This is a genomic window from Streptomyces sp. NPDC057249 (assembly GCF_042669245.1).
GTDB lineage: Bacteria > Actinomycetota > Actinomycetes > Streptomycetales > Streptomycetaceae > Streptomyces.
Genome location: NZ_JBHUXS010000022.1, coordinates 89,844 through 110,974, shown reverse-complemented (window position 1 = coordinate 110,974; position 21,131 = coordinate 89,844). Strand labels below are relative to the sequence as shown.

18 protein-coding genes are annotated in these 21,131 nt (G+C 70.9%); 6 read left to right on the top strand and 12 right to left on the bottom strand.

The window, feature by feature from the left end; translation table 11 throughout:
- From ACFUJY_RS30990 to ACFUJY_RS30950, 9 genes are all read right to left on the bottom strand, one after another.
- The gene (locus tag ACFUJY_RS30990) at positions 1–1,419 is read right to left on the bottom strand and encodes an ATP-binding protein (RefSeq protein WP_026171334.1); all 1,419 of its coding nucleotides are present in this window, start codon (positions 1,417–1,419) and stop codon (positions 1–3) included.
- Positions 1,420–1,458: 39 nt separating this feature from the next.
- Positions 1,459–3,009 (bottom strand): SCO6880 family protein, encoded by a 1,551-nt coding sequence (locus ACFUJY_RS30985; RefSeq protein ID WP_383305712.1) that lies wholly within the window; start codon positions 3,007–3,009, stop codon positions 1,459–1,461.
- Positions 3,006–4,355, bottom strand: a complete 1,350-nt coding sequence (locus ACFUJY_RS30980; RefSeq protein ID WP_383305711.1) for a hypothetical protein — start codon at positions 4,353–4,355, stop codon at positions 3,006–3,008. The genes ACFUJY_RS30985 and ACFUJY_RS30980 overlap by 4 nt, the downstream gene beginning before the upstream one ends.
- The gene (locus ACFUJY_RS30975; protein ID WP_383305710.1) at positions 4,345–5,214 is read right to left on the bottom strand and encodes a hypothetical protein; all 870 of its coding nucleotides are present in this window, start codon (positions 5,212–5,214) and stop codon (positions 4,345–4,347) included. Before ACFUJY_RS30975 ends, ACFUJY_RS30980 begins: the two co-directional genes overlap by 11 nt.
- Before the next feature lie 182 nt (positions 5,215–5,396).
- A complete protein-coding gene (locus tag ACFUJY_RS30970) occupies positions 5,397–5,705 on the bottom strand; it encodes a hypothetical protein (RefSeq protein WP_024493027.1) in 309 nt (102 codons plus the stop codon).
- A 279-nt stretch (positions 5,706–5,984) separates the two neighbouring features.
- Positions 5,985–6,674 carry a DUF402 domain-containing protein gene (locus tag ACFUJY_RS30965; RefSeq protein ID WP_383305709.1) on the bottom strand — a complete coding sequence of 230 codons (690 nt, stop codon included), beginning with the start codon at positions 6,672–6,674 and terminating at the stop codon, positions 5,985–5,987.
- A 111-nt stretch (positions 6,675–6,785) separates the two neighbouring features.
- Complete coding sequence (locus ACFUJY_RS30960) at positions 6,786–7,229, bottom strand: peptidoglycan-binding protein (protein ID WP_383305708.1); 444 nt, start codon at positions 7,227–7,229, stop codon at positions 6,786–6,788.
- 38 nt (positions 7,230–7,267) lie between these two features.
- A complete protein-coding gene (locus tag ACFUJY_RS30955) occupies positions 7,268–7,930 on the bottom strand; it encodes a hypothetical protein (protein WP_383305707.1) in 663 nt (220 codons plus the stop codon).
- Entirely contained in the window at positions 7,927–10,317 is a 2,391-nt protein-coding gene (locus ACFUJY_RS30950) for a glycoside hydrolase domain-containing protein (protein ID WP_383305706.1), read from the bottom strand. Before ACFUJY_RS30950 ends, ACFUJY_RS30955 begins: the two co-directional genes overlap by 4 nt.
- Before the next feature lie 270 nt (positions 10,318–10,587).
- Here ACFUJY_RS30950 and ACFUJY_RS30945 point away from each other — a divergent pair, with 270 nt between their 5' ends.
- Both ACFUJY_RS30945 and ACFUJY_RS30940 read left to right on the top strand, forming a co-directional pair.
- Entirely contained in the window at positions 10,588–11,436 is an 849-nt protein-coding gene (locus ACFUJY_RS30945) for a helix-turn-helix domain-containing protein (protein ID WP_383305705.1), read from the top strand.
- Positions 11,433–12,305, top strand: a complete 873-nt coding sequence (locus ACFUJY_RS30940) for a helix-turn-helix domain-containing protein (RefSeq protein WP_383305704.1) — start codon at positions 11,433–11,435, stop codon at positions 12,303–12,305. Before ACFUJY_RS30945 ends, ACFUJY_RS30940 begins: the two co-directional genes overlap by 4 nt.
- A gap of 7 nt (positions 12,306–12,312) precedes the next feature.
- On the opposite strand, the gene ACFUJY_RS30935 is transcribed toward ACFUJY_RS30940, so the two are convergent.
- Complete coding sequence (locus ACFUJY_RS30935) at positions 12,313–12,750, bottom strand: DUF6892 domain-containing protein (protein ID WP_383305703.1); 438 nt, start codon at positions 12,748–12,750, stop codon at positions 12,313–12,315.
- A gap of 78 nt (positions 12,751–12,828) precedes the next feature.
- Positions 12,829–13,617: a DUF4232 domain-containing protein gene (locus tag ACFUJY_RS30930; RefSeq protein WP_383305702.1), complete on the bottom strand. Its 789-nt coding sequence runs from the start codon at positions 13,615–13,617 to the stop codon at positions 12,829–12,831.
- A 286-nt stretch (positions 13,618–13,903) separates the two neighbouring features.
- Here ACFUJY_RS30930 and ACFUJY_RS30925 point away from each other — a divergent pair, with 286 nt between their 5' ends.
- Positions 13,904–15,067 (top strand): hypothetical protein, encoded by a 1,164-nt coding sequence (locus tag ACFUJY_RS30925; protein ID WP_383305701.1) that lies wholly within the window; start codon positions 13,904–13,906, stop codon positions 15,065–15,067.
- A gap of 2 nt (positions 15,068–15,069) precedes the next feature.
- On the opposite strand, the gene ACFUJY_RS30920 is transcribed toward ACFUJY_RS30925, so the two are convergent.
- Positions 15,070–16,260 carry a low temperature requirement protein A gene (locus ACFUJY_RS30920; RefSeq protein ID WP_383305700.1) on the bottom strand — a complete coding sequence of 397 codons (1,191 nt, stop codon included), beginning with the start codon at positions 16,258–16,260 and terminating at the stop codon, positions 15,070–15,072.
- Between the two features lie 336 nt (positions 16,261–16,596).
- Here ACFUJY_RS30920 and ACFUJY_RS30915 point away from each other — a divergent pair, with 336 nt between their 5' ends.
- From ACFUJY_RS30915 to ACFUJY_RS30905, 3 genes are all read left to right on the top strand, one after another.
- Positions 16,597–18,153, top strand: coding sequence for a hypothetical protein (locus ACFUJY_RS30915; RefSeq protein WP_383305699.1), 1,557 nt, complete (start codon positions 16,597–16,599; stop codon positions 18,151–18,153).
- 166 nt (positions 18,154–18,319) lie between these two features.
- Positions 18,320–18,727 (top strand): hypothetical protein, encoded by a 408-nt coding sequence (locus tag ACFUJY_RS30910; RefSeq protein WP_383305698.1) that lies wholly within the window; start codon positions 18,320–18,322, stop codon positions 18,725–18,727.
- On the top strand, positions 18,724–20,601 hold the full coding sequence (locus ACFUJY_RS30905) for an alpha/beta hydrolase (protein ID WP_383305697.1): 1,878 nt from the start codon (positions 18,724–18,726) through the stop codon (positions 20,599–20,601). Before ACFUJY_RS30910 ends, ACFUJY_RS30905 begins: the two co-directional genes overlap by 4 nt.
- The last annotated feature ends 530 nt before the right edge of the window (positions 20,602–21,131 follow it).

Below are 21,131 nucleotides of genomic sequence, written 5' to 3'. Positions count from 1 at the left end.
TCATGCCACCGTTGACTCGGACGACTCGTTCAGCCGCTGCTGGTTCTCGATCCTGGCCGCGCGTTCCTCCGCTTCGAGGTCGGCGGCCCTTACGTCGTCCGGGAGGAGGTCGCTCACGGACGATTCGGTCATGGCGCGGTCGGTGAAGACGAGGGGGCGTTCGGCCTCGGTGATCAGGTGTTTGACGACCTGTACGTTGCCGTTCACGTCCCAGACCGCGATGCCCGGGGTGAGGGTGGGGATGATTTCGACGGCCCAGCGGGGCAGGCCGAGGACCCGGCCGGTGGCTCTGGCCTCGTCGGCCTTCTGGGCGTAGATCGTGCGGGTGGAGGCCATCTTGAGGATGGCGGCGGCTTCGCGTGCGGCGGCGCCGTCGACCACGTCGCTGAGGTGGTGGACGACGGCGACGAAGGAGAGGCCGAGGCGGCGGCCGAACTTGAGCAGGCGCTGGAAGAGCTGGGCCACGAAGGGCGAGTTGATGATGTGCCAGGCCTCTTCGACCAGGAAGATGCGCTTCTTGCGGTCGGGCCTGATCCAGGTGTGTTCGAGCCAGACGCCGACGATCGCCATCAGGATGGGCATGGCGATGGAGTTGCGGTCGATGTGCGAGAGGTCGAAGACGATCAGGGGGGCGTCGAGGTCGATGCCGAAGGAGGTCGGTCCGTCGAACATGCCGCGCAGGTCGCCGTCGACCAGCCGGTCCAGGACGAGGGCGACGTCCAGGCCCCAGGCGCGTACGTCGTCTATGTCGACGTTCATCGCCTGGGCGGATTCCGGTTCGGGGTGGCGCAGCTGCTCGACGATGTCGGTGAGGACGGGCTGGCGGTCGGTCGTGGTGGCGTTGACGTAGGCGTGGGCGACCTTGAGCGCGAAGCCGGAGCGTTCGTCCAGGCCGTGCCCCATGGCGACTTCGATGATGGTGCGCAGCAGGGCGAGCTGGCCGGTGGTGGTGATGGCCGGGTCGAGCGGGTTGAGCCGGATGCCGCCGTTGAGTGCGGAGGTGGGGTCGAGGCGGATGGGGGTGAGGCCGAGCTCCTGCGCGATGAGGTTCCACTCGCCGACGCCGTCCTCGCCCTGGGCGTCGAGGACGACGACCTGGCGGTCGCGGAAGCGGAGCTGGCGGAGCACGTACGTCTTCTCCAGCGCGGACTTGCCGTTGCCGGACTCGCCGAGGACCAGCCAGTGCGGGGCGGGGAGCTGCTGTCCGTAGAGCTGGAAGGGGTCGTAGATGTAGCCCTTGCCGGAGTACACCTCGCGGCCGATGATCACACCGGAGTCGCCGAGGCCGGGGGCGGCGGTGGGCAGGTAGACGGCCTGGGCCTGGCCCGTCGAGGTGCGGACGGGCAGCCGGGTCGTCTCCACCTTCCCGAAGAGGAAGGCGGTAAAGGCGTCCGACAACGCGGACAGCGGATCTCGCATGGCGTGACTGACCTCCCTCTCGGTGTCGCGGACTGGCGGTTAGCGGCGGATGCCGGTGGCGAACGGCAGGGTGTTGACGAAGGCGCGGTGGTGCTCGCGGTCGCACCATTCGAGCTTCAGGTACGACTTGCCGGCCGAGGCGCGGATGGTCCGCTTGTCGCGGGCGAGGGCTTCGGGGGAGCGGGACGACACGGTGATGTACCCCACGAGGTTGACGCCGGCGGCGCCGCTGGCGAGGTCTTCACCCCGTTGGTCGAGGCGGCCGTGGGCGGCGATGTCGCGGGGGTCGACGGTGCGGTTCATCTTGGCCTGGCGGCTGGCCTCGGCGTCGTCGTTGGTCTTCTCGGTGAGCATGCGCTCGATGGCGATCTCGGTGGGTTCCAGGTCCATGCAGACGGCGACCGTGCGGATGACGTCGGGGGTGTGGACGAGGAGGGGGGCCAGGAAGTTGACGCCGACGGGGGTCATCGGCCACTCCTTCACCCAGGCCGTGGAGTGGCACCAGGGGGCGCGGGTGGACGATTCGCGGGTCTTGGCCTGGAGGTACGTCGGTTCGACGGCGTCGAGCTCGGCGGGCCAGGCGTTGCGCTTCGTCATGGCCTGGATGTGGTCGATGGGGTGGTCGGGGTCGTACATGGAGTGGACGAGGGAGGCGAGCCGGCTCTGGCCGAGGGGCTGGCGGACCCGGATGTCGGCTTCGGCGAGGCGGGCGCAGATGTCGGTGAGCTCGCGGGCCATGACGACGGCGAGTCCGGCGTCGCGGTCGAGTTTGCGGCCGGTGTGCGGGCGGGCGGCGCGGGCCATGGCGTGGGCCTCGGCGGCGAGCTCGCGGTTGAAGTGCATGCAGGCGACGAGGTACGCGCGGTGCTGCTCGCTGGAGGTGGAGACCATGGACTGCAACTGGTCGTAGGAGTCCTGGAGCCACCGGGGGGAGGACGGGGCGCCGCGCTGGGCGACGTCCTTGGCGTGGGCGTCGGGGTCGGCGGGGAGGGTGCGGGCGAGCATCTGGAGGCGGGTGACGAACCCGTCTCCGTTGGCGACGTGCTTGAGGAGGGTGCCGAAGCGGTCGACGAGGGCTTCCTGGTCCTCGCTGTCGCGCAGCCCGACGCCGGGGCCCTCGATCTCGATGGCGGCGGTGACGGTGCGCCGGTCGGCGTGGAGGAGGACGGCGATCTCGTCGGGGCCGAAGGGGGCGGAGAGCCAGTTGATGCGGCCGATGCCGGGGGGCGGGCCGATCTCGACCTCGCGGCCGTCGGCGCGGGTGCCGGCTTCCATGGCGCTGGAGCGGTAGGCGGTGCCGCGGCGCAGGGAGCGCTTGTAGCTGCGGTTGATCTCGAACCACTTGTAGAAGGTCCGGTGCCGGTACGGGACGTAGACGACGGCGATGGCGAGCAGCGGGAAGCCGGTGAGCAGCACGATGCGCAGGGAGAGGACGGGGACGAGCAGGCCGCTCATCATGCCGAGGAACGCGCCGGCGATGATCAGGGCGATCTCGCCCGTCTCACGGTTCTTGCCGACGATCGCGTTCGGCCGGGCGCGGCCGATGAGATACGTACGGCGGGGCGCGATCGGATGGGACTGTGTGCTCAACGCCCGCCACCTCCTGTGCGGTTGTTACCTGTGTTGCCTGGTCCGCCGCGGGTTCCGCGGCTGCTGTGGGGGGTGCCGGCGGTCGGGGCGGACCCGCTGCGGGGCTGGGGGGCGGCGGAGGGGGCGGACCCGCTTCCGGCGTTGCGGGAGCTGTGGGCGGCTACTCCGCCGCTGACCGGGTTGGCGGGGCGCCCGCCGCCGCTGCTGGTGTCGCCGCCGTTCTGGCCGCCGCGGCTGCTGTGGGTCTTGATGCCCTGGGAGACGAGGGCGGCGGGGGAGCTGATCATGGCGGCGGCCTGGGAGCCGTCGGTGGCCTGCTTGCGGTTGGTGCGGGCGCCTTGGATCTCGTCGCCGAAGCCGGGGACGAAGCGGTAGATCATGGCGGAGGCGAAGATGGCCAGCAGGATGATGGCGAGGCCGGAGACGACGGCGGAGAAGGCGTCGGGCCCGTCGTCGGAGGACAGGGCGCCGGCGAGGCCGAGTACGACGACGATGACGGGTTTGACCATGATCACGGCGATCATGATGCCTGCCCAGCGGCGTACGTGTCCCCACATGTTCTTGTCGACCAGTCCGGCGTAGACGGCGGTGCCCAGGAGGGCGCCGACGTAGAGCAGGGCGGCTCGGATGACGAGTTCGAGCCAGAGGATGCCGGCGGCGAGGATGGAGACGAGGGAGACGACGATCAGCATGATCGGGCCGCCGCCGATGTCGGAGTCCTTCTTGAGGGCTTGGGCGAAGGACCCGAAGAAGACGTCGGTCTGGCCGCCGGAGGAGGAGGCGATGACCTCGGTGACGCCGTTGGTGGCGGAGACGATGGTGTAGAGGATGAGGGGGGTGAAGGCGGAGGCGAGGACGGTGAGCCAGAGGAAGCCGATGGCCTCGGAGACGGCGGTGGTGAGGGGGACGCCGCGGATGGCGCGCTTGGCTACGGCGAGGAGCCAGAGGACGAGGGTGAGGACGGTGGAGGCGGCGAAGACGATGGCGTACTGCTGGAGGAAGCGGGTGTTCGTGAAGTCGACGTTGGCGGTGCTTTTGACTGCGTCGCTGAGCTTGCCCACGATCCACGCGGCGGCGTCGGCGCAGCCCCGCCCGAGCGAGGTGAGCGGATCGAGCGCGGGGTCGGTGCTCGCGGGCGGCGTGGACCGGGGGGAGCTGGCGCTCCCGCCTTCACAGTAGTCCTTGGCGGGGCCGTGGATCAGGTCACATGCGTTGTTGCTCTTACTGGGGCCGGGGCTCGGAGTGGGTGCGGATACGGCCCGCGAGGCGAAAAGGACAACAGAAACCTGCACAGCTGCGAACAAGGCTGCGATGGACTTCCATCGGTGGGGCCGGCTACCGGGCATAGGTGAACCCTCCGAACCCATTGACAGCACCGGCGATCTCATCGGCACTGGATGCCCTCGTGTCCCCACCCACGGGTGCGGGGCCATCCTTCTGGGAGTGAGTGACTGCCTTCCAATCGCCGTCAATCCACTGCAGCTCCATGGTGATGGTGAACCACCCGTCTGTTACGGGCTTGGTGGATCCCTCGCCGGCCAGCCCGATCAAGCCACTGCACCAGACCTCGACCGTGGCCTGGTCGCTGCTGCTCTTCGTGACTCTCGTGCCGATGGGCGTCGTACGCGAGATGAACGTGAACCCGTCGGGAGTGGATCCGTCTTCGTTGAGACCCAGGTTCTTGAAGAGGGAGGAGGAGTAGGCCTGGTCGAGAGTGGTTCGAAATCCGTTGACCGCCGATGGCGCGATGACGGCGTTGAGGATCTCGTCGCGTTTGGCCTTGTCGAACATTTCGACGGAGCCGAGCGCCACCGAGTAGTTCGCCGCCGCGCTCTCCGCGCCCTGTTGGTCGTGGGCGAAGCCGGAAGGGATGGTTCCGTTCTTGCCCGTTACCGGCTTCGTGCCCGTGGGTGAGGTCGGGGCGGCGTCCGCCTTGCTGCCGGACGTCGTGCCCGACTTGGCGCCCGAGCCGCCGTCGTCGCCGCCCATGTTGGCGAAGGCGATGGCGCCCAGCAGGAGGATCACCACGCCGGCGAACGTGATGAGGGAGCGGGAGTTTCGGGCCGGGCGGCGGGGGCCGTAGGGGTCGCCGGTGGGGCCGTCGGGCAGGCGGGTGCGGGTCTGGCGGGTGCCGCCGATCGTGCTGTAGGCGTCGCTCGTGCGTCCCGCGTCGTTGCCGTAGCCGTCCTCGTCGCCGAGACTCATGCCGCGCACGCCCCCTCAACCGTTGCTTGAACCACGTCGTAGTACGACGGTAGCCGTGCTGCTCTCCGCGCGGACGCGGTGTGGTGACTCGACATCAGGGGTACGCAACCTCTGCCGGTGGGCACGACGGACGGATGGGAGGGGTGGGACGGACGAGCCCGGGGCCCGGGATCGACGCCCGGTCAGACGGCCATCCCGTAGACAATGGTGAACAGGGTGCCGAGTGATCCGATGATGAACACACCGGTCAGGCCGGCCACGATCAGCCCCTTGCCCTGTTCCGCGCTGAACGTGTCGCGCAGAGCCGTCGCGCCGATCCGCTGCTTGGCCGCTCCCCAGATTGCGATGCCGAGGCACAGCAGGATGGCGATCGCCATCACCACCTCGATCATCACGCGGGCCTCGTTGCCGAGGGTTCCGAACGGCCCCCAGTTCGGGGCGATTCCGCCGATGATGGTGGTGATGTCGCCCTTTTCAGCTGCCAGGATCATGTAAGTCACCGCCCCAGTTGGGTAGTTCGGCGCCCGAGCCGCATGGCACGGGTCACTCTCTATCTTCGCTGATGAAACTGCTTTCGTACGACGGCTTCACGGCACTCTTTACCCGGATCTCGCACATTTGACCGGTCTGACCGCCCTGACCTGCGGATCGAATCGGTGTGTGGGCGAAATGCGTATGGTTACTCTGTGTATCACGGAGAGTGACGCCGGGCAATGATCGTCATCACGCCAGGCTGGCCGGGATATCCCCAAGCGGTCGAATCGCGCACTTCAGGGCGGGGGAGGCGAGGCCGGAGCGCCCGATGGGCGCAGCAGCGGATGGCGCGGGGTCGGTGGACGGGCGGGGGTCTTCCAGTGCGACGGTGGCCGGAAATCGCACCAGGAGCCGTCGAAGGGAAAGGCTCCGGCCTCGGCGAGCTGTGCGACTGTCGTTCCTTCGGTCCGGATCGCGCGGGCTTCCTCGGCCGTCCAGTACGCGGGGTGCCCGGTCTTCTCGGCGAAGGACCGCTCGTCCTTCCAGCTCCACGTCCGGTCCGGGGCGACGTTGATGTCCAGCTCGTGGTCGGCGATGTCGATGTCCGCGCCGTGGTGCACGCGTCGTTCCAGGTTGACGTACCAGCCGCGGAACTTGTGTCTGCGGCCGAAGAGCCACAGCACCGAGTGGGCCGCCCCCGTCGGCTGGTAGAAGAGGGCGTCGCCCATCGGCCAGCGGCCCGCGACGACGGGGAAGCCCTCGGCCGGGCGCTCGTGGGGGTCGATGTCGCGCAGGTGGGTGATGCCGCGCGGAAGGGCGGTGCGCCACATCGGGGTGCCCGATTTCATCCACACCAGTTGCCCGGTGTCCGTCCGTTCGACCAGGCGTACGGGTACGGAGGCGCTGAGGTGGCCGCCTATGAACAGGTTCCAGCGCAGGATCTCGCCCGTCGTGCCGTTCGTGGTGTCTCTGTTGTCCTCTTTCACGCGATTGATCATTCCCGCCGCGGGTGCGCCGGACACGTACGGGGCGCGGTGCCCGCCGATGAACGGCGGGCACCGCGCCCCTTAGGTGTCCGTTGGGATCAGGACGGTCCGTCAGATGCGGCTGCACTCGTCGTAGCCGGGGGTGACGGGCTTGAAGTACCAACCGAGGGCGTCCCTGGTGTTCGGGCCGTAGATGCCGTCCGCCCCGGTCCCTGCCCTCTTCTGGGCGCGGATGAGGGCCAGGCGGGTGTTCTCGCCGAAGTCGTTGTCCACGGACAGCTTCTCCCCGTAGCACTTGTTCAGCGTCAGCTGGAGCGCACCCACGGCCGAGCTGTGGGAGCCCTTGCTCATCTGGCAGGTCTTGTTGGTGCCGTACGACGGGATCTTCGCCTCGCCGGCCCACTCGATGAAGCTGCCGCGGACGGTGACCGTCGCATTGCACCAGCCGATCGCCGCCGCCGGTGTGGCGGTCAGGAGGCTGCCTCCCATGGCCGCCAGCACCATGGCGCCGGTGGTGAGTGCGGCCTTCGTGCGGGTCGTACGGGTCCTTGCCATGTTCCTTCTCCTCGGTGTGTAGGGGTACGGGTCGGGGCTCAGCGGGCCGGTCGCTGGGCTCGCGCCAGTTGGCCGGCCTGCTTGCGTCGTTCCGGAGCCGCCGGGTCCTCCGGCGCCCCGGTGCGTGGGGCGTCCGCGCGGGCCGGTCCTTCGCGGAGGGCTGTGGTGAGGCGCGCGAGGGTGCGCGTCCCCGGCTTCACGTCGATCTGGAAGTGCCCGGGCGCGGCGGGGGCCAGGTCGGCGCCCCAGCGCACGACGCCCTCGCAGTCGGCGAGGATGTCCCGGACGACGGCCGTCTGACGCGGCCACAGCCCGTCGCCGGCGCCCGGGAGCACGATCGCGGTCCCGGAGAGGCGGTTCGACCCGTACGCGGCGGGGACGGCGCGCTCCGCGGTGTATCCGAGGATGTCCGCCGTACCGCGCAGCGGCAGCACCTCGTAGTGCCAGCGCCTCGCCACGTGCAGCAGGACCGCGGACGCCTCCGGGTGCAGGCGCACCGTGGCGGGCGAGCCCTCGACGGTGTATTCCGTGATGCCTTCGGGGCCGATGGGCCAGCCGTTGTCGCTGCGGTCCGCGTCCCACCGGCGGGGGCCCGGCGCGTCCGGGGTCCGGCGTGGGGCCGCCGTCGCGGGCGACGGGAACGCGGTCAGCGCGGCGGTCGTCCCCGCGGCCACCAGGAGTGTGCGGCGGTCGATGGTCATGAGGCGCCTCCCTCGGCGTCGACCCGGTCGGTGAGTGCCCAGCGGAAGCCGAGGACGAAGGAGTCCAGTTCGGAGGAGGGGATGGAGGCGGGCATCTGGTCGAGATCGAGCCCTTCGCTGCCCAGGAACACCAGGTCCACCCCGGTCTGCCACAGGTCGTCGCCCAGCAGGACGCCCTTGGCCAGGCGCTCGACGTTCGCGGAGTCGGCGCCGAACCGGTTGGCGTAGAAGTTGCGCCAGCGCTCCTCGGCGTTGACGGCCCCCGTCGACACCTGGGTGTAGTACTCCGACACGGCCTGCGACATGCGCTGTCCGGCGAGCAGGCGGCGGCTGATGTTGAACGCGTCGGCGTCCTCGATGAAGTCGCCGTAGCCGAACGTGGATTCGACGTCGGGCCGGGCGAGCCGGTCCATGCAGAAGGCCAGCCCTGTGGGGTAGTCGTTCCGCTTCTTGCGCCATTCCGCGTAGAAGCTCACCAGGTCGCCGCCCCAGCCGGCCATGTCGGCGAGGTTCGTGCTGTCGATGGTGACGGGGCGGCGCAGGTAGCCCTCGATGGACGCCATGAGGTGCTGCGTGCCGATGGTGTGCTGCGTGATGGGGTCGCGGAGTTCGTCGAACTCGCGTACGGAGATGTCCCGGGCCTTCACATGGGTGATCCACCCGGGGTCGATCGGATGGAGCAGTCCGTCCCAGACGATGCCGTCGTATTCCCCGTACCGGAAGAACTGGGTGATGAGCTGGTTGCGGCTGAGTCCTTCGTCGCTCTCGTAGAAGCCGGCCGCCGCTTCCAGCTTCTGCAGTCCGACGATCAGTTCGTCGAGGTCGCGCGCGGGCGAGTTGACCGAGCGGGAGCCCGGGTCCGTGCTCTGCCGCCAGACGTCGTGGTCGAGGTCCCGGACGCCGTCGCCGTCGAAGTCGTACTCGCGGATCTGGTTGACCGACCAGTTGCGGGGGAGCGGGTAGCCGAGGTTCCCCGAGAAGCCCCAGGACATGCCGCTCACGAACGACCAGCGGGCACCGGTGTTGCGGGTCACCTGCTCGCACACGTTCCGCGAGCCGTACACGCCGAACTGGTAGTAGTTCCCGTACTGCGAGAGGGCCGTGCGGACGCCCTTGAAGTACGGGATGATGTACTGGTTGATCTCCGATCCGATGGCGTCGTAGTCGACTGCGAAATAGATGCACGTGCCCCGGTCGAAGCCGTAGCCGCGCGCCCTCTGGTACGCCTTCCAGCCGTCCAGTTCGCCCCGTGCGTAGGTGAATTCGCTCGCCGCGCCCCCGTAGTACTGGGAGATCGGGAAGACGCGCAGTCCGGCGTCGAAGATGGCCTGGAGCTCGCCCGGTTTGATCGTCTTGTCGAGCCAGCCGGGGTCGCCCTCCTTCAGCTTCTCGTCCAGATACCGGCCGACGAGGCGGTAGCCCGCGTCGTACAGGTCCTTGCCGCGCTGCGGGGTGATCTCCGTGATGCCGTCGCAGCCGGTGGCCGGGCGGGTCGGGTCGCCGGTGGAGATGAGGAGCTGGGCCCAGGTCCGGTAGTTGCCCGTGGCGTTGACCGGCTCGACCAGCGAGAAGCGTTTGAACGCGCGCAGCCACTCGCCGTGTTCGGTCGCGGTGAAGCCGAAGTCGTACGGGTACGCGCCGTAGTCGTCGTCGTACGTGGGCGAGTTGAAGTAGCAGGCGGCCTTGAAGAGGTAGCCGAGAGGGCTGTCGTCACCGGGTTCGACGTTGTGGTTCATCAGGCCGGCGATGGTCCCCTCGCCGAAGTAGCCGGTGATGTCCTCGGGCGGGATGCCGATCTCGTACTGGATCGCCATCATCAGCCCCTGCTGGACGTCCCGTGAGTACACGCCGTCGCAGGGCACCAGGCTCATGGCGGGGATGTCCATGCCGAGGACGTACCGCGAGTTGAGGCGGCGCTGGATGCCCTGGATCAGGGTGTCGCCGCCCGGCACCAGGCGGAACTGGTCCATGCGCAGCAGCGCTTTGGTGACCCGGGCCCACATCTCGGCGTCGATCGGGACCTCGGGCGGCATGCCCATGCTGGTCCAGAGGTCCGCCAGCGATGTCCGTGCCGTCGAGTCCCAGGTGTCGGGCGTGGCGGAGCCGTAGTACCCCTTGCACCAGAGGGCGTAGTTGTAGATCCGGACGATGTTCTTGTTCGTCTCGGCGTCCGGCCGGAGGTTGCGGCTCTGCACCCTGGCGAAGGTGCCGGGGCCGAAGTTCGGTACGACGGGCGCGATCCCCAGTTCGTGCTGGAGGCCCTGGGTGAGGCTGAGTACGGTGCCCCAGCCGGTGCTGCCGTCCTCCGCGCAGCGCTCGTACGCGGGAACGCCGGCATAGGTCGCGTTCACCCATTTCTGGGCCGCGAGCACATTCGGATCGTCCATCGTTCCTTCCCCGGATCGGTCGGGCGGGTGCGGGCAGGTCATGGCTGACGCGAGCGGCCGGACCGGGGCTCCCCCGAAGGCCCCGGTCCGGCCCGACAGAGCATCGAGCCCGGCGGGGCGGGCGCGCCAGCGGCTTCGGGGCGGTGGGGCGATTGCGGGACGGGACGCCCCTGACCTGCGGGGATGGCGGCCCGCTCGGGGTCGTCGCGGGACGTGCCGGTGGTCTGGCATGCTGGCCCGCCGGAGCCGGACGCTCAAATGGGGGAAACCATGGCGCGCTGGAAGGGCCTGCCGGATGCGCTCGACCCGCATGTGCGGGAACTGGTCGTGCGGTTGCGCGAACTCAAGGACCGCCAGGGGCTCAGCATCGCGGCCCTCGCGACCCGCACCGGGTTCGGCAAGTCGTCCTGGGACCGGTATCTGAACGGCAGGGCGGTCCCGCCCGAGGAGGCCGTACGCGCCGCCGCCCTGCTCTGCGGTGTCGAACCGGCCCCCCTGCTGGAACTGCGCGAGCTGGCTGCCGCGGCCGGGACGGAGGCCGTGCCCGGCACGGATGCCGTACCGCCCCCGGACGAGGCGAACGGTGACGACGGGCTGCCGGGCCCCGGGCGGTCCACGCCGCCCGACGCGTCGGAGGCCGCCGTTCCGGGCGGGCGCCGGGCGCCGGTGCCCTGGCTCGCGATGCTGCTGTCCAGCGTGACGACGGCCGTGGTGATGCTGGCGGGGCTCATGGTCCTCGCCCCGTGGGAAGGGGCCACGCGGACCGGCTCCGCCGGCGGCGCGCCCTCCCCGGCCGCCGGTCCCGTACATCCCCACTTCGGGAGGTTCGCCTACAACGCCGGCACGACGTACGAGTGCGAGGTCGAGCGGGACGCGGAGGACGGGCTGCTGTACGCGGGCTACAGCCGTACGCGTTCCCAGCAGCTCCAGCGCGACGCCTCGGGATGGGCGGTGGTCGAGGTCCAGTGCCTCCTCGAACACCGGGGTATCTCGGCGGGCACGGTCGACGGCGCCTTCGGGAACAACACGGACCGCGCGGTGCGGCGCCTCCAGGACAGGGCGGAGATCGCGGTCGACGGGATCGCGGGCCCCGACACCTGGAAGGTCCTGCGCAAGTGAGCGGGCCCGGACGGCCGCCGGAATGGGTACGCCTCTGCGACGCCCTGCGCGAGTTGCGGGCCGGTACGGGGCTGAGCCTGGCCGCCCTCGCCGCCCGGACGCCGTACAGCAAGTCGTCGTGGGACCGCTACCTCAACGGACGCACGCTGCCTCCCCGGCAGGCCGTCGAGGAGCTCTGCCTGCTGGCCGGGGCGGACCCCCGGCGCCCGGTCGCCCTGTGGGAGCTGGCCGAGACGGCGGGCAGCGGCCGTACGGGAGGGGCCGGGCGCGTGTCCCCGCCGGGGCCGGTCCGCGAGGTCCAGGCGGCCCCTGGGCCGGGCGCCGGGGCCACCGCGCCCGGTCCGGCCGGGGCGGAGCCGGGGGCCGTCCCCCGGCGGCTGCGGTCCTGGTGGCTCGGGGCCGCGCTCCTGGTGGCCGCCGGCGTGCTGGTGGCCCTGTTCCGGCCCGGGCCGGCGTCCGCACCGGAGACGCCGCCAGCCGTTGACGCCGGGGCCACGGCCCTGGTGGGCCCCGGGTGCCACGGCGTGACGTGCAGCGGAAAGGACCCCGAGGATTCGGAGTGCTCCACCTTCGCCGAACCGCCCACCACCCTCGGCGAACAGCGGCTCGACGGGACCATGGTGAAGGTGCGGCACTCCGCTGTCTGCGACACGGTGTGGGCCCGCATCGACCGGGGCAGGGAGGGGGACCTGGTGCAGGTCCACGTGCCGGGCGGGCCGGTGCAGAAGGCGGTGGTCAAGGACCGGTTCGACAGCGCGGGGTCGCTGTCGACACCGATGGCCGCCGCGTCCGGTGACGCGCGGGCGGAGGTCCGGGCCTGCCTGGTCCGTGGGGGCGAGCCGTTCTGCTTCACGGTGATGCCCGCCTGATCGCCCGTCAGTCGGTGGCGATGCCCCGGTCCGCGAGGACGCCGGTGTCGAACGACATGCCGATTCCGCAGTCGTCCACCCCGCTGATCAGCCGGAGATTGGGCAGCAGGTCCAGGTCGTCGAGCGAGTCCACGTCGAAGAGGTCGTCCTCTCCGTCCCAGACCGGGGCGCACTCCTGGTACACCTCCAGTCCGCCGTCGAGGACCAGCGTCTCCACGGTGGCCAGCAGCTCCGTGCTGATCTCCAGGTCCTCGAAGTGGGCCCGGGCCTCGTCGAGGACGGTGAAGGCGAGGTCGTTCTCGTAGGCGTAGGTCTGTGGGTCCTGGTCGATGCCCTTGGCCTTGAGGCAGTCGGCCATGCGGAAGACCGGGGTGAGCGTCTCGTCGGTGTACATGAGCTGTTCTATGACGAGCAGCTTGAAGTTGAAGTCGCGGAATGCGGGCATGCCACGGATCGTAGCGGTGCCCTCGGACAGACCGTCGTGGTCTGTCCGAGGGCACCGTCGGGGCCCGCCCGGCCGGGGTCAGGACTTCGAGTCCGCCTGCTTCATGGAAGCCACCGCGTCGGCGACGGTGCGCTCGTACAGGCCCAGCTTGGGGGTGCCGACCTTCACGTCGGGGCCGAGCGGGAAGTTGAGCTGCTCGGCGTTGGGCATGTGGTCGCCGTCGGCGAGTACGTTGAGCTCGTTCACCCAGGTCACACCGTTGCCGCCGCCCGGGTTGAGGTCGATCACCGCGATCGCCGCGGTCTTCGGCTTCACCGGGTACGCCGGTGCGCCGCCGAGGCCGCCGGGGACCAGGGGGAGGATGTCGCCGCTGTGGTCCGTGGCGTTCGAGGCGCCCAGGCTGACGCGCGGGAAGTAGCTCAGACCGCAGGAGTTCTTGCCGGTGTTGTTGACCTCGATCACGTGCTGGGTGGCCGAGCCCTCGCGGGCGTACACGCGCACCGACAGGTCGCCGCTCTTGCAGGGGTGCTTGTACGCGTAGGCGTCACTGGTGTCGCCGCCGGTGGCCCCGGTCGTGGAGCCGCCCGTCTTCGCGGCGTCCCCCTTGGACCTGCCGGTGCTGGAGGTGACCGCGTCCGTGGAGCCGCCGCCCGTCTTCGCGCCGTCGTCCGCCGTGCCGCCCTGGTCCTGGGCGGCGCCGCCGGTGGTGTCCTCGGCGGCCACGGTGGCGTCGGCCGAGGCGGAGGTGTCGGCCGGGCCGGCCGACTTCGTCCCGCCGCCGTCGCCGCCGCAGGCGGTGAGGGCGAGGGCGAGCACGGCGGTGGCGGCGGCGCCGAGGACGGCGGTGCGGTTGCGGAGCGTAGGCATGGAGTTCCCCGAAGTGTGTGGCGGTCGTGTGATCGGTCGGTGCAGACAGGGCCCGGATTCGCGGCGAACCGCTCCCCCTCCGGACCGTCTGACAGAGGAAGCCTCCCGCGCGCCGCTCATGTTCTGCTAACGCCTGCCTGACGTCCTGCTGACGTCCCCCGAAGGAGGGCTTCGACTCACGTGTGACCTGGTGTTCGTGCGGAAAGAAGCGTCCGCGCGTGACTTCGGCGGTCCGATCACCGTTAGATGTGATGTGCCCAAACCTGTCGTGTCCGCCGTGCCGCCCGTGACGAACGCTTCCGCAGGAGACGGTGCCGCCGCCGCGCCACCGTCCTTCCTGCTCACCCCGCGCCAGGGGGAGGGCGCCCGCGCGCTCCTCTCGTACGTGGCCGGCCTGCCGTTGGACTCCGTCGACGCGCGTCTCCTCGCGGTCGTCGTGGGCATCCGGGCCGCGCGGACGGGCGCGGGCAACCTCACGGGGACGGACCTGCGGTCGTTGCGGCTGGAGGACCCGGAGAGGGCCCTGGCCGAACTGACCGCGGCCGGGTGGGAGGTGCCCGGGGAACTCGTCGGCGGGGAACCGGATGTGCCGTACGGCATCGTGGTGCCGGCGATGGCTCCGGGGCCGGGGCATGTGCTGCCCCTCGGCAAGGACGCGCGGTCGCGGGTGTCGGGCTGGGCCATGCGTACGAGGCTGGCCAAGCCGGTGCGGAAGGGGGCGCCGGCGGTCCGGCTGGCTGCGCTGTTCCTGGCGGCCCACTGCTCCGACGAGCTGGTCGGCCGGGCGCCGGCCGATTTGCCCGCCGCCTGCTACGGGGCGGTGCCGGTGCTCCTGGAGAAGGGGTTCCTCGCCGAGGTGTCCGGGCAGACCTACCGGCTCGGCGCGTCGGTGGGCCACCTCGCGGGCCGGTTCCGCACCCCGGAGGAGCTCGCCGCGATCGCCCGGGAGGAGGAGGAGCGGCGGGCGGCCCGGGAGGCGGCGGCCGCCACCGAGCCCACTCCGGAGAGCTGGGCCGCCTGGAAGTCCGGCGTCAGCCCCGCACTGCTGCGGCACACGGAGGCGGTCGAGTCGTGCGGGCTCTGCCGTCTTCCCTTCGAGCGGGTCGCGCCGGCGTTCATGTCCGGACCGACCCCGCTGCCCGCGCCCCGGGCCGCGCTCGAAGCCTACGAGTCCTGGCGGGGCGCCCACCCGGACTGCGGGCCCGAGGCGGCGCTGTTCACCGTCGAATTCCGGGCCGAGCACGGCCATGGGCCGTCGTACAGCCAGCTGTGCAAGGGCCTGAGGTGGAAGAAGCTCGGACGGGAGTTGCGCGGGGTCATCGTGCACACCCTCATCGCCGAGGGCTGGCTGACCTCCACACCGCCGGTGCCGTGGACCCTGCGGCCCGGGAGGACCGCCCAGGCGCAGGGGATCGCCCTGCCCGGTCAGGCGGTGCGGGCCGGCCGCTGAGATCAGTCCTCCTGCTCCGTACGGCTCTCCGTGTGCCGGGCGGCCAGCAGCAGGGTCGCCGTGATGAGCAGTGCGGTGATGATGCCCGTGGCCAGGACGGGGGACGGGGCGTACGTGGCCGCCAGGACGGCGAGCACCGCCACCGGGTGGAGCACGTCGGCGCTGCGGCGAAGTTCCGCGGTGCGGTGGTGCAGCAGCCAGACCAGGGTGATGAACACGGCGACCGGGACGGTGTAGACGGCCGCCGCCGTGCGGTCGGAGATGTGGCCGTGGCCCGCGGTGTGCGCGACGTTGAGGGCGAGCCCGGCGCCGACCGCCGCCGCCGACGCGAAGACCAGGTAGTGGCCGTACCCCCACAGCAGCGCCGTACGCAGGCTGGTCAGCAACCGGGGTGCGCTCTGCGCGAAGTACAGCCACCACAGGGCGAACACCGTCAGGAGACCGCCCGCGACCAGTGCGGCGAGGTCGCCGAGCGCCGCGTGCGTGTCCAGGGCGGCGCGTACGGCACCGGTGGCGGCGGTGATCGATTCGCCGAGCACGATCAGCGTGAACAGCCCGTACCGCTCGGCGATGTGATGCGGATGCCAGGTGGTGGTGGTTGTGCGTTCGGCCAGTGCGGGAACGGCGATCTCCGCGAGGACGAGGACCGCGAAGGTCGCCAGGCCGGTGTCCTCGGGCAGAGCCAGCCGTACGACCCAGCCGATCTGCACCAGGAAGATCCCCGCGGCGTACCCCAGGCAGGTGTGGCGCCGCTCCGGGTCCGAACGGGCGGCGCGCAGCCACTGCGTGACCATGGCGAGCCGCATGATCACGTAGCCCCAGGTGATGACGGTGAAGTCCTCGTGCTCCAGCGCCTCGGCCGCGCCTGCCGCGAGGACGAGCGCGCCGGTGATCTGTACGAGCGTCAGCAGCCGGTACGGGACGTCGTCGGTGTCGTACGCGGAGGCGAACCAGGTGAAGTTCATCCACGCCCACCAGATGGCGAAGAACACCATCGCGTAGCCGAGGACGGCGTGGCCGACGCGGTCCGCCGCCAGTTCGTGCTCGAAGGCGGAGGCCGCCTGGGCGACGGCGGCGACGAAGCAGAGGTCGAAGAAGAGTTCCAGCATCGTCGAGGCGCGGTGCCGCTCGTCGGCGCGGCGCGCCACCATGGGCCGGTGCCAGAAGCTGGGGGAGGGGGACGATGAGCTCATGGGGGCGCATTCTTCCGGCTCGGAGGGGTGCGGACGTGTGAACCGCGCCCGGCGGAAAAGTGCTGGCGTGTGGCGGCCGGGCTCTGCCACACTCCGCGCCATGACCTGTGGAATCGAGAACCACCCCGCCCGTTGAGCGCCCCGGCAGCGCGCGGAGCGCTCACTTCCCGGCCCGCGTCCCTGTACGCGTGCGCGTTGCGTGTCGAGCGCGCCGAGCCCGAGGGGCCGTGGTGCCGGCCGGACGCGGTACCGCCCGTCCCCCGTCGGGTCCCGTCCGGCCGGGGCAGCCGGAATTTCGCTCGGACCAGGGACGAACTGACCCGTCTCCTCGGCCCCTTGCTGTCCTCCCCCGATCCCGTGGACGCGGCGCAGGAGGTGCACCGGCGCCTGGACGCCCTGGACCCGCCCGTCAGACACCGCACCCTGCGGCTCCTCGTCGCCGGGATGCCGGTGGAGGACGAAGGGAGGGCCCGGGCGCTGGCGCGCGTGCTCGTGCGTACGGGGACCGGCTTTCCGGCCGTCTGCACCGGGCTGGCCCTGCTCACCGAGCTGGGCGGGCCGGAGGATGTGCCGTATCTCCGGACCCTCGGCCGGCTGCGTACCCTCGTGCACCCCGTCGTCCACGCGCTCGACGCCCTCGACCGGCCGGCCGGTGCGCTGCTCGAACTCCGCAACCACAACGGGCCGGTGGTGTTCGGGCCGTTGCTCGCCGCGCTCGACGCCGGTGACCGCACCGCCGTGCGGGAACGGCTGGTCGCACTGCCGGATGACCTGGCGCCCGAAGCGGCGCGGCGGGTGGCGGAGGCGTCCGGGCTCATCGATCTGCTGGCCGAGATCCCGGGGCTGTCGGCCCGGGAGGGCGCCGCACTGGTCGCCAGGGCCGGGCGGCTGCTGTTCCTCATGACCACCCTTCGCGACTACCGGCCGGAGATCCTCTCCTACCCGGACGCCCCCCGCGCGTACGAGGCGTTCGCGCGGGGCGCCGGGCTGCTTCCCGCCACGCTCGACCACCATGCGCTTCTCCTGTCCGCCGTTCAGGAGCTGAGCACGGGGCCCGCCGTGCTGCACGACTGGGGGACCGGGCGGCGTGAGGCGGCCCTGTCGGAGCTGACGGCCGTCCTGCGCCGGCCGGAGTGGCGTGCGGTGCCGGACGAGGCGGGCGGCGACGCCGGCGTGCGGCGGCGGGTCGCCTGGGTGCGGCGTACGCGGGCGCAGGTGCTCGATGCTCCGCACTCCCCGGGTGCGCGGTTGCGCATCGCGGTCCATGAGCGTGATCCCGGGGACCCGGCGACCGTCGAGGCGCGCATCCTCGTCGACGGACGGCCGCTGGTCCCGGACCACTTCGGCCGGGGGCCCGCCGGGTCCCCCGAGGAGTTGCTGTTCCCCGGCGCCCTGCGGGCCACGGACGAACCACGCGAGGTGCGGCTCGCCGAGGCGTACTGCGCCGAGGGCTGCTGCGGCGCGCTGTACGTCACCGTCCGGCGGGACGGGGACCAGGTCGTCTGGTCCGGATGGCGGTGTCCCCCTCCGCCGGGCGGCACACGCGAACTGCCCGAACTCCGTTTCGACGCCGCCGCGTACGACGCGGAGGTCGCCCGTGCGGAGGGGGACGAGAGCTGGATGTGGCCGGCCCGGCGGACCGGCCGGCTGATCGCCGACGGGCTGCGCGGCCGGCCGGACCTCCTCGCGCGGTGGGGCGTCCGGTTCGACTGGGCGGGGACGGCCTTCCGCGACCCGGACGAGACGCTGGTCAGCCTCCTGTACGACGTCGAGCAGGGCCACGTACGGCAGCTTCTCTGGTCCGTCCCCGAGGACGGCACCCCGCCGGAGGACCGTGCGGCGGTCGCGTTGCGCCGGCTGGGCGAGGAGGACCCGAGGGCGTACGGGCGTTAGCGCCGGTCCACCGTTCGGGTGATCCCTGGGCGGGGGCGACGCGTTGGCAGGGCCGGGGAAGCGGGGGTGCGCCCGCTCCCCGGCCGCCGGGTGTCCGGCGTGTCGCGGTTGCCGCGTTTGGCACAGTGCCGCTCCACGATCTTCGTGATCAAGAACGGGGTGGACGATGAGTGGTACGCGGTTGAGGCTGGTCGATCTGGCCGGTGGCGGTCCGGTGACGGGCGGCGGCGCCGGAGCCGGAGCCGGAGCCGGGGACGAGCTGCGGCACAGCGGCGGTGCGTGGTTGCGGGCGGCCGGGGGCGCGGAGGGGATGGGTGCCCATCTGGGGCCCGTACGCATGGAGCTGGCGACGGCGCACGAGGGGGTGCTCGCCGGTACCGCCGGTCTGCACTCGCTGGCCGAGCTGGGTGCGGTGCGGGAGTCCTGGGTGCGGCGCGTCGAGTCCGCCCGCCATGAGTGCGGGGCGCTCGCGGGCAGCCTGCGCGCTGTCGCGCGGGCGCAGGGCGAGACGAATGAGTCCGTGCGGTCGTCCTTCTCGCCCGTCGCGCGCCGCACGCACGGGGTCGAGCGGTGACCGCGCCGGCCTCCACGCTGACGTGGGCGCAGTTACGCGACCTCAGGTGCGCGGAGCTGGAGAGCGCGGCGGACGGGTGGGGCAAGGCGAGCAACCGTGCGGATGCCGGGCGGGACCGGATCGAGAAGCAGCTGCTCGCCGGCCTGCGCGAGTCCCAGCACGGCGCGGCGGCCGACGCGGCGGTCGGGCGGCTGCGGCGGATGAGCCGGAATCTGCAGTACGTGTACACCGAGTGCGGGCTGATCCGTACCGCGTTGAACAGCCTCGCGCACGAGATGCGGGTGCAGCAGGGGGTGCTGCGGCGTGCGCTGGAGGAGGCGGAGTCGCTGAAGTTCACCGTGCACGCGGACGGGTCGGTGTCGTACCCGTCCGGGCCCGGGGGACTGTTCGACGGCGATCCGGTGCCCGGTGGCACGGCCCGGGTGACCGGCATGCCGGGGCTGCTGCCTGCCCCGGGGCTGACCGCCCCGGACACCCATGCCGCAAAGGCGCGGGACATTTCGGACCGGATCACGGGGGCGGTCCGTGCGGCCGGCCGGATCGACTGGCGCTTCACCCGCATCCTGCGCCGGCTCCGTGCGGAGGAGGGCCTGAAGGTCCCGGACCGCACGTGGACGGACGCGGCGGGGGACGCGGCGGCGGTCCGGGAGGCCGCACGCGGCTACCTCAAGTCCCGCATCCCGCGTGACGCGACGCCTGCGGAGCGGCGCGAGTGGTGGGCCCACCTGACGGACGAACAGCGCGAGGAGTACCTCGCGGTGTACCCCGACCAGATCGGCAACCTGGACGGCATCCCGTCCCTGATCCGCGACACGGCGAACCGCGACAACCTCCAGTTGCTGATCGGCAAGCTGGAAGGGCGGGATGACGAGGTGTCCCGGGTGCGGTTGGCGGGGTTGCGCGAGATTAACCGGCAACTGGCCGAGGGTGGCCAGCCGCCGATGTACCTCCTCGGCATCGGGGATGAGGGGAACGGGCGTGCGATCGTTTCGTACGGGGACCCGGATACGGCGCGGAATGTGGCGGCTTATGTGCCGGGGTTGAACACTTCGCTGGACGAGGATTTCGCCCGAGGGGACCTCAAGCGGGCGCGTGATACCGCCATCGGCGCGAAGGAGATGGATCCTGACGCGTCGGTGGCGTCGATTGTTTGGCTCGGCTACGACGCTCCGCAAGCGTCGCTGGATGACCCATTGGGTGTGGCTGGGAAGGCGAACGCAGAGACCGGTGCAGCTGCCTACAATCAGTTTATGGCGGGCATTTCAGCGACGAACCAGAATGCAGACCCTCACGTGACTGCGATCGGCCACTCGTACGGCTCACTGACAGTAGGTCTCGCTGCTCAGGAGAGGGGTGGAATCCCAGGGGCTGACGACGTGGTCTTGGTGGGAAGCCCGGGAACGGGTGCACGGTCCGCAGAAGAACTCGGCGTGGGGGGCGAGCACGTATTCGTTGGCGCCGCCGAGAACGATCCCGTCACGAAGTTGCCCAATGACCGAGAAGCGAGTGGCTTGGGGGCCGGAGTCGTGGGGGGTGCGTCGGCCGGATTCTCTCTCGGGCTGAGTGGAGGGCCCGTTGGGGCGGCAGTCGGTGGTTTGACGGGTGGCGTTGCAGGCGGTGCTATGGGTTACGCGGCGCAAGATGCCCAGAGCGATGAAAGCGACGTGTGGTTCGGCACCGACCCCGCCCACCGGAATTTTGGGGCGACTCGGTTTGCCGTAAGCGAAGGACCCCGACCCTTGGATTGGGGGCACCGGCCCGGGGAAGCGCACTCCAACTACTTCGACCCGGCGAAGGATCAAGTGTCTGCGGACAACATCGCGAGAATTGTTGCCGGAAAGTCAGACGAAATTGAGCGGGAGCGTCCAAGGTGAGGGTGCGAGCGGTCGTGGCGGTTGCTGCTGTGCTGTGGGTCTCAGGCTGCGCGTCAGCAGAAGAGCCTGGTGTTCCACACGATAGTGAGAGGAGCGGTGAGTTGAACATGCAAGAGGCTGCAGACCGAGCTGACAGGATCCTCGACGAGACGTTTTCTGGAATTAAGCCTCCGGTGAAGTGGGTTCACGGAGAATCCACTGAAGGAAGTTGTGATGTTTCACGTAGGAGGGCGGTTATCACGGTGATCTCCGAGGAGCGGCGGGGGAGTTTCTTGGGGGTTGTCGAACGGCAGTGGCAGACGGCCGGCTATCGCCAGGTTGGCGTAAACAGCAACACGCAGAGCCCGGCAACGTACTTCGAGACACCGGACCGATTTCGAGTGAGGCTCCTCATTGGGGGGCGTGGTCAGGCGTTCTTCGAGGTGGCAACGCCCTGCGTGGACCGGTCCCCGGTTTCTAAGCCTGCTCCGCCTGCTGGCGGGGACGAGCACGTGGGCGAGCCGGTACCAGCCCCCAACGTCCACTCCGAC